The sequence below is a fragment of the Acidobacteriota bacterium genome (assembly GCA_016208495.1).
In the GTDB taxonomy this organism is placed as follows: Bacteria; Acidobacteriota; Blastocatellia; order Chloracidobacteriales; family Chloracidobacteriaceae; genus JACQXX01.
In genome coordinates this window covers 1-14,795 of sequence record JACQXX010000064.1, presented here as the reverse complement: position 1 = coordinate 14,795, position 14,795 = coordinate 1, and the positions used below count along the sequence as shown (strand labels likewise).

The window sequence follows — 14,795 nt, the reverse complement described above, 5'->3', positions numbered from 1 at the left end:
TCGGACTTGGAGCTGAAAACTCGCAAGCTCGGAGCAAAGAAAGGGATGAGGGATGAAGGATGAGGGATGAAATAAAACCAATTCTTCAGCCCGATGTCTTCCGCCCTCAGCCCCAAGCCCTCAGCCCTGGTTTTTTCAGCCCCAAGCCCAAAGTCTTCCGCCCTCTCACACCGTGGCTTCCACAATCATGGCATCGGTTTCATTCACCAGTAGTTGCCGCTCGAAGCTTCCCCAGATGTTCCAGTTCCAAAATCCACTCAACCGAAGCAAAAGCTCCATTTCCTGTTTGTAAATCCAGCGAATGTGCGTCTGACTTGGATGAACCTTCACAACTTCACCAGCTTCGTTGAGTTCCTCAATTTCCATAAAGGAATGCTGAATCTGGTCTACCCGATTGAGAGTTCGAGTGTCATACACACGTACTTTCCACCCTGGCGTTGGATGATCGGTCTCCATTTCGAGGACCCGGGGTTGATGAGCCTGGCCGATCACTTCAATTCCAGGAAAGAACGTGTCAAATGCCAGCATTCCACCTGGCTCAAGGTGTTCGCGGATGCACCGCAGCGCCGCAATTTGCTCTTCGCCAGTCATACAATGCACAAAGGCATTAAATGGAATAATGGCCAGCCGATACCGCCGTTCAAGCTGGAAGTCCCGCATATCGCCTTCAAATAACCGTGGATGGAACCCTTTGGTGCTGGCTTTTTCTGCCAACCGGTCAAGTAGTGCCGTTGACAAATCGAGCCCATCTACGTCAAGGCCAGCCTCCAGGCACGGAAGCATGACACGTCCTGTTCCACAGGCGATATCAAGCACCGGGCCCTGGGCAGCTTGTGCAAGTTGAAGATAATACTCCAGACCGTACTCAAAATTGGAAAACAGAAGGTCGTACACATTGCCATCATCAAATGGCGATCCTAAATGTGACTCATCGTGCAAATTCATTGCTGAAAATCCTCTTCAAATCTTCACCACACCTGTCAGGCGTGGGATTTCGACACACGAAGCGCGCAACCTGACACCCCAAATGGGATCAGTGGCGACAAAGGTCGGGTCAATTGAACAACTGGGGAAAACGTGTGCGAAAAGAATCGAACCAGTCAGACGCACTTCACCCGTCAAGGCAAAGGCCAGAAACCAGAGTGGTTTCACAACAGGTTCAACTTAGTTTGAAGAAACAATCATAGACAACTCACGTGAAAGGATGTGGCTTATCAAATACGGGAAGTTGGTGGGATTGTCAAGGAAAACCAGGGCTGAGGGCTGAGGGCTTGGGGCTGAAAATACCAGGGCTTGGGGCTTGGGGCTGAAGGACTCGAAGACTCGGGGCGGAAGAAAATGGGTTCCAAACCCTCAGCCCGTCTTCTTCAGCCCAAAAATAATCACCGCACAGGACGCCGGGGACGCAATCTGGGTATCCCATCCCTCTCTCGACTCCGCAAGTTGAGCGATTGCGCCAGCGACGTACTGTGCGGTGAATGTGGTTGGTGTCAACCCAGACTCAGGCAACGGCGGCAACTGTTAACTCGCGATAGTCCGACTGACACAGCAAACCTGAGGTGGTCAATACCTGGCTGATTGGTGACTGGACAAACTGGTCATGGAGACGTCTCATTACCTGTGCGAGAAACCGGTCGTGAGTGGCGATCAATAACTTTCCGTTGGAAATATCAGGTTGAATCCATTCAGCCTCGGCAAGCTCCAACATTTCCAGGGCCTTGGGGGTCACGGATTGACCAATCACGGAGACCAAAGTTTGATGCCGTTCGACCTGAATCACACCCATTTCTCCAAGGGTAACCTCAAGGGCCTGCGTCACCTGAGTATTGGGTAACAGCAAGGTAATGGCCGCCGGGGTGCAGACCATTTGTTCCGGGAAGAGTTTTAATTTTGAAAAAAGTGTTGCCAGCCCAGAAAGACTGGAAGTCAGTGCGTTTGTGCCTGACAGCGATACCTGAATCCGCACCAGATTGCGCTGGCAGGCAAGTGACGCCTGTGGCGGATGGGTCGGCCTGGCACACACCAGGGTTCCACGGGCTGAGGGATTTAACGTGTTGCGAATCCAAACTGGGATTTCAAGGTCACGGACTGGACGCAACGTTTTGGGGTGCAATATTTTAGCTCCTCGGAGCGCCAGTTCTTCAGCCTGGTCATAAGAGATTTCAGGAATGGTAACCGCATCGGGCACTAGCTTTGGATCCGCCGTCATCACGCCATCCACATCGGTCCAGATTTCAACCGATTGCGCTCGAAGCGCGGCACCGATTAATGTGGCGGTGAAATCTGACCCGCCACGGCCAAGGGTCGTGGTCGCACCGGAACGGGTTGCTCCGACAAATCCTTGTGTGACAGGAATAACACCGTCGGCAATACGTGGCAGCAACCGGGCTGTCACCCGCCGGTTGAGTTCCTCAACGAGTGGTGAAGCTTCGGTAAATTCATCCGTCGTGATCATTACCTGCCGAACATCAAAAACTTCGGCTTGAATCCCAGCGATCTGAAGCGCCGCCGTCACCAAAACAGAACTGAGTCGTTCACCAAAGGCCACAATGGCATCCTGATGAATTGGTGTGCAGGCACCCAATGTCGCCACTGAACACAATAACAACTCCAGTTCAGCAAATTTGGATTCAAGGAGTGTTTCATATTCCTGCCGAAACAATTGTGCCGCCAGGCAAGGGGCACGCCCCGTCAACTCGCGAAGCACCTCTAAATGCCGTACCTCCAATTGTTTCAATGTTTTTAGAGTCGTGGCCAATGGTGCATCTACCGCTGAGTGAGCCAGCTTTAACAATCCATCAGTTACTCCGGCCAGAGCTGAAACCACTACAACCGGGTGGCAGTCGCGCCGACTGGCCACAATTTCAGCCGCGGCCTGAATCGCACGGGCATCTTTGACCGAAGTCCCACCAAATTTCAAAACAACCAGATTGTGTGATGTGTGTGTGTGCATATTGAATTCCAAAAAACTTTGGGCTTGGGGTTGAGGGCTGAGGGCTGAAGAAAGCGGCTGAAGAATTGGTTTTATTTCATCCCTCATCCTTCATCCCTCATCCCTTTGATTGCCCTGAGCCCTGTTTTACCCTCCAGCAATGGCCGGAATAATGGCGACCTCAGCCGTATCTGGAAGCGGCGTCGCTAAATTGTCCAGAAAGCGAATGTCTTCGCCATCGAGATAAAGGTTGATGAAGCGGCGTAACTGGCCGGTTTCATCGCACACTCGGGCGCGAAACCCTGGAAATTGGGAATCGAGCGTGGTGAGCGCTTCACCAACTGTTGCAGCTTGAAGCTGGATAACTTCTGAACCACCCGTAAGTTGTCGCAATAACGTTGGGATTAAAATTGATTGAGCCATGATGTCGTGTCCCTTCTATGGAGTTATGAATTATGAATTATGAGAAAGCAGGGTTCAAAATCGAAGCAACAAGGTTAACTCCTTGAGTATAAAGGGTTTCAGCTTTTCATAATCCATAATTCATAATTCATAACTCATAATTTAAACGGCCCCAGTTCATGCATAAGCCGGCTGAGTTGAAAATTCCTGTTCGAGCACCTCTTGAAACTCGCGCAGTGATGGAGAGATCACCAGTGGCGTGGTCAACGGAAGCGCTTCCTGGGTTTTGAGACCATTTCCGGTGATGGTGATGACGGTGACTCCATTTGGATTCAGCTTGTGTTGCGCTACCAGTTTTCGAGTGACGGCAACCGTCACGCCACCTGCTGTTTCGGTAAAAATCCCTTCGGTTTCAGCCAGCAACTGAATGCCGTCAATAATTTCCTGATCAGTGACATCTTCCCCGCAGCCACCGCTTTGCTGGATCACATTCGCGGCAAAATAACCATCTGCCGGATTTCCAATCGCCAGTGATTTGGCGATGGTTTTCGGTTTGACTGGACGGATAATATTTGTGCCCTGTTTGGTGGCGGTGACAATTGGGTTGCACCCGGCAGCCTGGGCACCATACAAACGGGTTTTGACTTCCCCATCAAGCAGCCCAAGCAGTTCCAGTTCCTTCAACCCTTTATGAATCTTGGTAATGAGCGACCCACCCGCCATTGGGACAATCACCGCATCTGGCGCACGCCAGCCGAGTTGTTCGGCAATTTCATACCCGACCGACTTTGAGCCTTCGCCATAAAATGGACGCAAATTGACGTTGACGAGTCCCCAATTATAACGATCCGCAATCTGGCTGCAGACACGATTCACATCGTCATACGTGCCACGCACGGCGATGACATTGGCGCCAAACACCGAAGTCGCCGTAATTTTGGACTGCTCCAGATCCCAGGGAATCAAAACATAGGCTGGAAGACCCGCTGCTGCCGCATTGGCCGCCACTGAGTTGGCCAGATTCCCGGTCGAAGCGCACCCAACGGCTGACAACCCAAACTCTTTGGCTTTGTTGATGGCCACGGCGGTCACCCGGTCTTTGAAGGAAAGCGTTGGGGAATTCACACTATCGTTTTTGATGTACAACTCTTTCAGTCCAAGGGCTTCGCCCAGGCGTTTGGCCCGAACCAGCGGGGTCCAGCCAGTGCTGAGACCAATTTCGGGATCTTGATCCAGCGGGAGCAATTCACGGTAGCGCCAGATGTTGGTCGGGCGACGCTCGATGGCAGCCCGCGTCAGTGATTGGCGAATCGCCTGATAATCATAGGCAACTTCAAGCGGGGCAAAACATTCAGGACAGCCCGCCGTAGGCTGTTTGGCATATCGTTGACCGCATTCGCGGCAGGTGAGTCCGGTGACAAAACTCATGGAAATCCTCCTAAAGTTCTTTGGTTGCACCGAACAGCCGAAAAAAGAAAAACCCCTGTGCACCGAACAACAGGCACAGGGGATAAATCTTTCCTCCGAGCTGTTTAGCAGTTTTTAACGTGGAGCAATTCGCGTAAATCGCCACGTGTGAAATTGAAAAAGAACCAGATTTCGTAGCCCCAAAAAAGCAAAAACCCTGTGCTCAACAAACACAGGGCAATCAAAACTTTTTGGCCGGTGCTGTTTAGCAGTTTTTAACGTGGTGCAATTCGCTTTAAATCGCCACGGGTCAATCTGGAAGCTGCAAAATACCGGGTGAATTTTGACTTGTCAACAAAAAAATTCTGGCACCCCTTGCTTTTGGAGGTTGGGAGTACGCAGGTTGGGGCCGGGTTTAGGGGCTTCATTCCTGGCATTTAGTTCCTGTAACATATTGTATTCCAAGCACTAAGAACAAAACCCCAAACATCCTTCCCGGCTTACCGGAAAATACTGAAATTCTGATTGCTGAAATCAGTGGCACTGGCGGTGGTGGTGCTGGTGATTTTGATTTTGTAGTCACTCCCGGCAGCCAGAGTTGAAGGAACCAGCCAGTTCAGGCTCCCGGCTCCGCTTGTGCCAATCGTCGCGCCAGCACTGATGACCTGTTTGAACACTCCGCCCTTGTAGAGTTCAACTTTAACCTTGGCACCTGGATTTCCCGTGAAACTCCAGCGAATTTGTTGCTGGATCCGGGTTTTCCACTTTTCACCGCCGTTGGGCGTTACAACCTGAATGGTGGCAGCAACCGGCACGCTTCCCAGTGAAAAATTGCTGTTGCTGACATCACTGATTGTCGAAAACGAAGTGCTGGTGATTTTTACCGTGTAGTCACTCCCAGGCAGCTCAGCCGAAGAAATATCCCAGGCAAAAGAACCACTTCCATTACTTCCAATCGGGGCTGCCGCAGCAATCATCTGTCGAAAAACACCGTTTTTGAACAATTCAATTTTGACTGAACTGCCCGGATTTTCAGTGTAGGTCCACCGAACGGTTTGCCGGGTGTTAAGCGCCCACGATTCCCCACCATTGGGTGTTGTCACCGTGAGCGTCGCGGTGCTTGGCCCGGTGATGGTAAACGTCGCATCACTCACGTCTTGAACGGTGGAATTTGATGGGTGGCTCACCCGGATTTGGTAGCCGTTCCCAGATGCGATATTCGTCGGAATCGCCCAGGAAAATGTGCCGATTCCATTGTTGCCGGTTGCGGTTGAAGCGCTAATCACCTGCTGAAGTGTTCCATTGCGCATCAGTTCCAATCGAACCGATGTTTCCGGGTAGTCATCTGTCGTGGTCCAGACAATCTGAACTGCAGTTCCCGCCGTTAGTGTTTCCCCTCCGTTAGGTGCTGCCAGCGTGAGTGCCGGAATGACAATGCCTGGACCCCGGAAATTTGCGGCAATTGGCGCCGTCTGGTTGATGGTCGCCGCATTGTCGGTCTGATTGGCAATACCGGTTGGCAGGTTTTGAAAGGTGAGATTTGGATTTGAAAACCCGGCATAGATTGGGCACTGGCACACATTGTCATAGGCCATGACTGTCCGATAGATACCTGAATAATACTGACCGTAGGAAAATAGATAAGCTCCCTGTTCAGTTGTATTTGCCGCATCATGGTGACATCCGAGGTTGTGGCCGACTTCGTGGGCCAGCACGTAATAACTCGACGCGTAGTACCAGCAAACAACCGAAAAGGCGTACGCTTCAAAGGCCGGACCGATATTTCCGGATTGCATCAAATAGCCTCGGCCACCCAGCGACGTGTTATTGACCAGCATTGAAACCAGATCCGCCTGGCAGGTATTGCGTCTGGCGGCAACCGTGGGGTCAGTTCGTAACCATTCCAGCATCTGGAAGAAGTCAGGTGTTTCCGCATAGTTCACCTCGGTTGTCTGAACCAGCCGCAGCCGGGCATTTATCTGACTATTGATGTAGGCGGTGTTGGCGGCATCCACGGCATTTTGGACCTGAGCCAGCATTTGAGCGGTTCCGCCAGCCGCAACTCTCGCCTGGGTCGTGTAAACAATCATGATGTCGAGTGTGGACACTGATGTCGTTGAGACAATTGTCGGGCGCGCCGTTTCATGTGTCAGGTGCGGCACCTCGACGGTTGAGGTTCCGCCACAGGTTGGTGCCGCTTGATGGTCAAGTTTCTTCAGAATGGATATATGTGGAACTTCAGTCGGAGCAATGGTATACAAAGACGTTGGTGATTGAATCACCCCGGCGCAGTACCCATCAACACAGGTCAACGTGATATCACCGCCATCCTGTGGAAATTTTCCACGCCAGGTGACACTGGTCTGGCTGCGAGTTTCAAAGCCGGTCCCAATGGCTTCAAGCTCCTCGTTGACCAAGGGAAGCCGCACAGAATGCGATTGGAAACGTGAAAGGGTGTCGCTTGTGATGGAAATAAGCTGGGCTTCAGGCTCATTTTTCAAGAAAGTGCGTGTTGCCTGATTTGGTGAAACGACGGAAAAAAGTGTCGGTGAAGCCTGTTGTGCCAAAATACCAGGTGAAAAGCCGCTGAGAAGAACGACTCCAGCCAAAATCAACCAGCGATTCAAGGTTGAAAATACGGAAAACGAAATCCGGTTTGTATTAAACTCTGTCTGCATTGTACCCTCCAAAAGAAGTCATAAGTTAAATTGACTCCCTGGATGGCAAGCCGTATGCCGTACAAAGTAACAAAACCTGGAATTCCTCAACCATTATGTAAACAATTGAGAATGTGCTATTTAGCTAACAAGTCGAATGTTATTTATATTGAATTCACAAAAATGGTCTAACCTCGAATTGAAATAAAACGAAAGTAAAACGAAATAGAAATCTGCTTTTAAATATTTTTTTGGAGTGCTGCAACTTGTTGCAGCTTTGTCAGGCAGCGACTTGTCGCTGGATCATTCTCCTGCGCAAATGTTTGGCAACGACAGGTCGTTGCGTAAAAAAGCGGTGACAGGTCACCGCACTCCATAGATGCTTTGCATCACAGGATTTGTTACAGAAACAATTTATTTCCAAATGGTATCAGTTATTTTGTGCAAATATCGCGAACGATCTTCCGCAACCAGCGATGCGCCGGGTCTGCATCCAATCGCGGATGCCAGAGCAATGAAACCGTGAACTCCGGCAAAGGAACCGGAAGGGGAAAACTCTGCATTCCCGTGCGGAGGATTCCGGTGTGTTGTTCGGGAACACTGGCGATCAGATCAGATGCCTGTGCCAGAGCCAGTGCCGTCGAAAATCCACTGACGATGGTGGTGATTTCGCGTTCCAGCCCAAGCCGGTTCAACGCTTCATCAATGGGGCCTCGTTCAAGTCCCCGCCGCAAGATGCCAATGTGCTTTCCAGCCGCATACCGGGAAGGTGTTATTTCACCATCGCTTAGCGGGTGACCCATTCGCACAACCCCAATAAACCGATCCTGGAACAGAGGCTGTACGCGCACCTCCGGGCTGGTTGTTTTTCCGACCACGCCTGTTTCCAGGTCAATGGTCCCGTCACGAAGCGGTGTGCTGTCTTTGTTCAGCTTTGGAACGAAGCACAACCGCACGCCGGGAGCTTCCGCACTGACCCGAGCAATGAGGTCAGGGCCGAAGTTTTCTACAAAGCCTTCGCGGGTTCGCAGGGTGAACGTTCGGACGAGCTGGTTGAGGTTGAGAGCCTCAGACGGACGGAGCACGGCTTCTCCAGCCTGAACAAGCTGGCTGACCTGTTCGCGTAGTTCAATGGCTCGCGGTGTCGGAACAAGCCCGCGTCCGGCTCTCACCAGGAGCGGATCACCCGTTGTTTCCCGCAATCGTGCCAGCGCCCGACTCATTGCCGATGGGCTAAGCTGCAACCGGTGGGCGGCACGGGCAACGCTACCTTCTGAAAGGAGCGCATCCAGGGTGAAGAGCAGGTTGAGATCCGGTTTTGACATACCCGGACTATAGCACGGGAGATCCGGATCCTCCTTTTGAAATCAATTCATCGCTTTACAGAAAGGCTAAACTATTGAGGTAATTGTATTTCTCTGAATTCTGAACCCAATGCCCTGAACCCAATTTGGTATTACTTCAGCTCCAAATCGTGTGACATGGCGTGTCTTGCACGAATACAGTGCAAATGGTGCGTCTTCCGCCCTATCAAACAAAAGGTTATAACTTGAGCAACCCAATTTTTGGGAATCGCTGATAACGGAGTAACGTGTTATGGAGACAACCTACTGGCATCAAAAGTGGGGAAAAAATGATATTGCATTCCACACAGGTACCGCCAACCCGCTGCTGGTACAATATTTTAATGAACTCTCTTTGGTGAAAGGCAGTCGTGTCTTTCTCCCGTTGTGCGGTAAGACGCTCGATATTTCCTGGCTTCTGTCTCAGGGGTATCAGGTAGTTGGTGCCGAATTGAGCAAACTGGCCATTGAACAATTATTTACCGAGCTTGGAGTCGAACCTGAACTATCGAGAATTGGCGAAATGGACCACTATCGTGCACAAAATATTGATATCTTCGGCGGTGATATTTTTGAGTTGTCCAGCACGATACTTGGCCCGGTGGACGCGATGTATGATCGGGCAGCGTTGGTGGCGCTTCCTGAAGAAGTTCGAAGGCGCTACGCGGCACATATTATGGAGATCACGGATAAAGCGCCGCAATTGCTGATTTGCTATGAGTATGACCAAAGCGTGATGCCAGGTCCTCCGTTTTCAATCAGTGATGAGGAAGTACATCAACTCTATCAAGACAACTATGAAATAACTTTCCTTGCTCAAACAGATGTTCCTGGTGGCCTGAAAGGTATCTGCACGGCACAAGAGAAGATATGGCTGCTTTTGACACAGAGCCAGGAGGCATAAAACACCAGAGTTCAGGAAAAAGGGTTACTCCAACGCTGACACCAGGCGCGACGACTCTAAACCTTAAATTGAATTTGAATCCTTAACCTTTTGGTGAAAGGTTTTAGCCGTTTGGTTAAAATATGGAGTGCGGCGGCTTGACACCGCTTTCATAAAAAGCCACCACATTCCAAAGCTCCGTCAAGCCGTAGCACTCCAAGAAATAGTATTTGACGATTCAACACATTTCTCAGTAAGGTACCGCCCTCTGTAAATCAGTGCGTATCCAGATATATACAGGACAGGTCATCATGCTGTCTTTATTGCGTGCAACCAGTGCAGGCGAAGATCCTGGGATTCGTCTGCTTCGATACACACTTGCTGTTTTAATGATTATTCACGGCCTCACCCGGATCGCCGTGGGAGGCGTTACTCCGTTTGGAGGCTATCTTTCCAGCGTCGGGTTTCCGCTGGGGGTGGCGCTCGCCTGGTCAATTACCCTTTTTGAAATTGTTGGGACACTCACACTTACGGCGGGATATTTTCTGATTCCGATTTCAATCACGTTTTGTTTCCAGTTGATGATGGGCATCATCCTCGTCCACTGGAAGGAAGGCTGGTTTGTGGTTGGTGCCGGACGCAACGGAATGGAATACAGCGTGTTGCTGATTTTCGGGTTTCTGGCGGTTGCTTGCTCAGCCTGGGCTCGCGAGAAAAATCGAGGGTGAAAATGAGAGCTTTCACGTGTAGGTTTTTTGATTTCATCCCGAAGCGATGGAGCAATGTTAGCCGGTGGTCAGCGTTGCATTGAACGCGCCACCACCGGGAACGAGTTGGATTTCTCTCTGACCGCACGGTCCGCGCCCCCTGGGGCGCGGACCGTGCAGAGCGCATATTGAAGGCTCCGAAATCCGGTGGTAGCTCCCCAAACGTCGCATTAGAAAACAGTCAAGGAATTCAACTAAATAAACTGAGTGAACGACTGACTATGGACTACTGACTACAAACTGGGATTACTACTTGCGCCGGAAAATCTTTTTGATGTCTGGTAAGAACTCTTGAAACAAATTTGACGCAAACCGAATCGCCAGACTGGTGTTCCCCAATCGAACACCGTCTCCGCGTGCGGTGAACCGGTCTGGATACCAGGCATGGGCGGCAATCATATTTGAGCCATAAATTGAGATCAGCGTCGGGAAATCAATCCGCAGCTTTTTGTCCCGGTTCAAGGTCAGGAAGTTAAACATAAAGGCATGCCCGGTTCGCTTGAAGAATCCCTTTTTTGAACTCCGAACATAGCGCGGCTCATATCCCATGGCGGCAGCTCCAGCGGCCTGGAATGAACTTTGAAGGATCAACACGCCATAAGTTGAAGCGACCCGCCGACCAAACCCACCAAAGTTGTTTCCCCATTCGGGCGGGACTTCGCCAAGCTGGTACCCAATCGAAGGCCCGATAATCCGAAACACCACGGCGGGTGAATAGGTCTGTAACAGATAGAGTTTCACGCGCTCCTTGCCGTTGAGCGGCTCATAACCGTCCATCGTGGCCACTCCACGGGCAATCAACGGGTTGACCTGATACGGGTCTTTTTTCGCCTGCCCAGGATCGGCGGATGGCGATGACGGCTGCGGATTTTGAGGTGTTGGGGATTCGTTTACCGCTTTCGAAACAGCCGGCTTGCCAGAAAAGGTAAGCAACTGATTGATTTCCGCCTCCCCTGGAAATCGTTCTGCCGGTTCAGGTCTTGCGGTTTCAATCGCCGGGGTGAATGTCACATCAATCGGTATCACCTGAGCCTGAACGGTTATCGAGTTGAGAATTCCACCAAGAAAGACTCCGATTCCAAACACCAGGGACAAAGGTTTGATCAGTGTATTGTTCATAATTGAATGTTTTTCGGGAAAGATAGATTTGGTCGCCAACCCTAACGAGAAAGGCGGTATGGGACAACCGTATCTTCCTGAAAACTCCCATCGAACAACTCAACTGCTTGCCATTTGCGAACGGAATTGATCAGAAATCGCGCTTCAGCCCGCTCGAAATCCTCACGGGAAATAATCTGTTCGGTGAGTTCGCCGTTTTCGATTAACCAGTTCCGGAAAGTTCCCGCCAGCAACCCGGAGGAAACCGGTGGCGTGACCAGCCTGCCATTCATCCGGATAACCACATTTGCCCTTGTACTTTCAGTTATTTCCCCACGCTCATTCCACAACACAACGTCATCACAATCAGGAAACGACGCCAGTGCCTGGGCGTAGACCGCGCGCCGGGTGGTTTTGTGATACAGAAAGCGGTCGGTCGAGCGAACTGGTGACAAGGCAACCCGCGCCTTGACCGTTCCTGAAGCCGCACAAACCGGCAAGGCCATCCATTCGTGGCTGATTTGCCCATGACGCGAAACAAAAACTTTCACTTTATGAGCCACCTGGGGAAGCCGGTGAGCAATCCGCTCCAGTTCAGCAACCAGCCTGGATTCATCCCACGAAAACCCAAAATAGGCGGCTGAGTCACGCAACCGGCTCAAGTGATTTGACACCAGAAAGTACCCATCTTCCGGCGTCCAGAGCAGTGATTCAAACAACTGGAAATCATCCCAGCGACTGGTCAGGACCCTGGCCTTGGTCTGGCATTCCAGATATTCGTCTTTGTGTTCGGAATCCCAGACAATTCCACCGCCCACCCCAAATTCGGCCTGCCCCGTCGCCCGGTCAAGCCAGACGGTTCGAATCGCCACATTGAACTGTGCTTTCCGTCCCGGAGCGAGATAGCCGATGCTCCCGGTGTAGATATGTCGGGGGTCGGACTCCAGTTCGGCAATAATCTTCATTGAGCGCGCCTTTGGAGCACCAGTAATCGAAGCACATGGAAAGAGTGCTTTCAGAATTTTCCACACTGGTTCGTCCGTTGTGGCCGCCACCGTCGAGGTCATTTGCCAGACCGTCGGGTATCGCTCGATTTCAAACAGTTTTGGAACAGTGACGCTTCCAACCTGCGCGACGCGCCCAAGGTCATTGCGGATCATATCCACAATCATAATGTTTTCGGCCCGGTTTTTTTCGGAATGGAACAGCCAGTCCGCCTGCGCCTGATCATCCACGGAAGTGCAGGCCCGGGCCGCCGTTCCTTTCATCGGACGCGAAATCAATTGCCGACCATCAAGCTGAAAAAATAATTCCGGCGACGCCGAACACAAAACGAGTGAACCAAGATCAACAAATGCTCCATAATCAGCCTGTTGAGCCTGGGCCAGCGTCAAAAACCAGTCCCACGGATTCCCCTGAAAGTGCGACTTGAGTCGAAACGTGAAATTGACCTGATAGGTCTCGCCTTGACCAAGATATTGTTTGACTTGCTGGAAAGCCCGTTCATAGTTCACCCGGCTGATCGAAGGTACCCACTGACATTCAATCCCAACCGAAGTTGTCGGTTCAGGCAGCGTCAGGCGCTCAACGTTTTCAAAAATCCCAAACCAGAGGAGCGGAAAAGATCCGGGAGGGTACGTCGGTAACGCCGGGTCAAAGGCTGGGGCGGCTTCATAGCTCAAAAATCCGGCGGCATAATACCCGTGCTCATTCACCAACTGGTCAATGAACTGCATCAGGGGCAAAACTTCGTCCACCAACGAAGTCGTCAGAATCTGGGCTGGCTGCCGAAATCGAAGCCACTCCCTGGTGGCTGCATCATGAAGGACAAGTTGAGGCGTCATGGGAATGAAGAATGAAGAATGAAGAATGACCTGATTTTTGCCCAAATTATCACTCTCTTGCCACTATAACCAGCGCCGACCTGTTCAGGACACGAATCGCAACCAGGAATTCCCTGGCTCATTGAAGGAAACCCAACTTCACCGAAATTGACTTCCAGCCTATCCGTTATGTCTTTTTTGTCCTTTTTGTCCTTCCTTTTACCAGGCCCAAAGCGGCCAACCGACCTCCCTATCCGAACGGCAGCGCTTCGCGGTGCAAAACCAAAACCTGGAGGTGACAGAACGCTTGCCTCCAGAAACTTATTTTTTAACGCTCTCTTCGTTCTTCTTCGAAGCTCAGCCTGATGGCTTTCGCTCCTGTCTTCTGTCTTTCGTTCTCAGCAAAAACAAATTGCAGAACACCTCTGATTCATTTAATTTGCGGCCAGTCCCCCCAACAACGGCCAAATACTTTCCCCTGAGCATTATCTCAAAATTTAATTTCTCACGAGGATTCGCATGGAAATTTTCAATCAAGTCATCGAAGCCAATCGCAAATTTGTCGAAGAATTTACCCATCACGATCTTGAAGCCCCACCATCCAGAAAGCTGGCCATCGTGACCTGTATGGATGCCCGGCTTTCAATGGAACGCATGCTGGGCCTTCAACCGGGCGAAGCGCATATTCTTCGCAACGCTGGCGGCGTCATCACCGAAGATATATTGCGGTCATTGATTGTTTCAAACCATCTGCTCGGCACCCGGCACGTCATGATCATCAACCACACTGAATGCGGGATGATGCAATACACCGACGATGATCTGCGGGCAAAATTACTGAAACTGACCGGCATGGAAGTGGTGGCACCAGCTCAGTTTCACACCTTTAAAAACCTGGAAGACAATGTGCGACTCCAAATCATGAGATTGAAATCGCACCCGTGGATTCCCAAAGATTTGCTGGTCAAGGGGTATATTTATGATGTGAGAACAGGTTTGCTTTCCGCGGTTCCCGACGAAGCTGAAGAACCGAAAACCTCAACTTCCGAAACCAAACCCGGCACATCCATGGCTGCGTTATCCAGCGCGCTCCTGTCATTCCTTCAACTTCCCTTTGCGGAGGAAATGCTGGCTCTGGCCGGAATGCTGGCTTAAAAGAGCCAATCGTCAGACAAAGCCGATGGAACGGCAATTATAAAAAATAAAACTGAATTCAATACCAGTTATGGAATTTCAGGTGCGACACGAAGTCGCACCTGAAATGCGATTGTTTGACGTCTTCACCCAACTTCTTCAGCCCATTTTCTTCAGCCCCAAGCCCGTCTTCTTCAGCCCGGTTTCTTCAGCCCGAGGGTCTCGGCCTTAGAGGGTATCCAATTTAAGTAGAATGAGGTATTTATAAGCAAATCTTATCTTAAAGAGGAAGTAGATGAAACGCAAAAAATACCCGAGCGATGTCACTGATGAGGAATGGGAAATCTTA

12 protein-coding genes are annotated in these 14,795 nt (G+C 50.8%); 3 read left to right on the top strand and 9 right to left on the bottom strand.

What is annotated here, in order from left to right; genetic code table 11:
* Window positions 1-165: 165 nt before the first annotated feature.
* From HY774_11830 to HY774_11800, 7 genes are all read right to left on the bottom strand, one after another.
* Window positions 166-945: a class I SAM-dependent methyltransferase gene (locus HY774_11830; protein MBI4749171.1), complete on the bottom strand. Its 780-nt coding sequence runs from the start codon at window positions 943-945 to the stop codon at window positions 166-168.
* A gap of 15 nt (window positions 946-960) precedes the next feature.
* On the bottom strand, window positions 961-1,152 hold the full coding sequence (locus tag HY774_11825) for a hypothetical protein (GenBank protein MBI4749170.1): 192 nt from the start codon (window positions 1,150-1,152) through the stop codon (window positions 961-963).
* Window positions 1,153-1,501: 349 nt separating this feature from the next.
* A complete protein-coding gene (locus HY774_11820; GenBank protein MBI4749169.1) occupies window positions 1,502-2,953 on the bottom strand; it encodes an aspartate kinase in 1,452 nt (483 codons plus the stop codon).
* A gap of 126 nt (window positions 2,954-3,079) precedes the next feature.
* Window positions 3,080-3,355, bottom strand: a complete 276-nt coding sequence (locus tag HY774_11815; GenBank protein ID MBI4749168.1) for a MoaD/ThiS family protein — start codon at window positions 3,353-3,355, stop codon at window positions 3,080-3,082.
* A 156-nt stretch (window positions 3,356-3,511) separates the two neighbouring features.
* Window positions 3,512-4,762 carry a threonine synthase gene (locus HY774_11810; protein ID MBI4749167.1) on the bottom strand — a complete coding sequence of 417 codons (1,251 nt, stop codon included), beginning with the start codon at window positions 4,760-4,762 and terminating at the stop codon, window positions 3,512-3,514.
* A gap of 479 nt (window positions 4,763-5,241) precedes the next feature.
* Window positions 5,242-7,419: a hypothetical protein gene (locus HY774_11805; protein ID MBI4749166.1), complete on the bottom strand. Its 2,178-nt coding sequence runs from the start codon at window positions 7,417-7,419 to the stop codon at window positions 5,242-5,244.
* 413 nt (window positions 7,420-7,832) lie between these two features.
* Complete coding sequence (locus tag HY774_11800; protein ID MBI4749165.1) at window positions 7,833-8,723, bottom strand: LysR family transcriptional regulator; 891 nt, start codon at window positions 8,721-8,723, stop codon at window positions 7,833-7,835.
* 271 nt (window positions 8,724-8,994) lie between these two features.
* On the opposite strand from HY774_11800, the gene tmpT reads away from it, so the two are divergent.
* Together tmpT and HY774_11790 are read left to right on the top strand one after the other, a co-directional pair.
* Window positions 8,995-9,645 (top strand): thiopurine S-methyltransferase, encoded by a 651-nt coding sequence (gene tmpT, locus HY774_11795; protein ID MBI4749164.1) that lies wholly within the window; start codon window positions 8,995-8,997, stop codon window positions 9,643-9,645.
* Window positions 9,646-9,935: 290 nt separating this feature from the next.
* Entirely contained in the window at window positions 9,936-10,352 is a 417-nt protein-coding gene (locus HY774_11790; GenBank protein ID MBI4749163.1) for a DoxX family protein, read from the top strand.
* Window positions 10,353-10,640: 288 nt separating this feature from the next.
* On the opposite strand, the gene HY774_11785 is transcribed toward HY774_11790, so the two are convergent.
* Together HY774_11785 and pabB are read right to left on the bottom strand one after the other, a co-directional pair.
* Window positions 10,641-11,510: a hypothetical protein gene (locus HY774_11785; protein ID MBI4749162.1), complete on the bottom strand. Its 870-nt coding sequence runs from the start codon at window positions 11,508-11,510 to the stop codon at window positions 10,641-10,643.
* Between the two features lie 41 nt (window positions 11,511-11,551).
* Window positions 11,552-13,333, bottom strand: a complete 1,782-nt coding sequence (gene pabB / locus HY774_11780) for an aminodeoxychorismate synthase component I (GenBank protein ID MBI4749161.1) — start codon at window positions 13,331-13,333, stop codon at window positions 11,552-11,554.
* A gap of 498 nt (window positions 13,334-13,831) precedes the next feature.
* Here pabB and HY774_11775 point away from each other — a divergent pair, with 498 nt between their 5' ends.
* Entirely contained in the window at window positions 13,832-14,467 is a 636-nt protein-coding gene (locus tag HY774_11775) for a carbonic anhydrase (GenBank protein MBI4749160.1), read from the top strand.
* Window positions 14,468-14,795 lie beyond the last annotated feature (328 nt).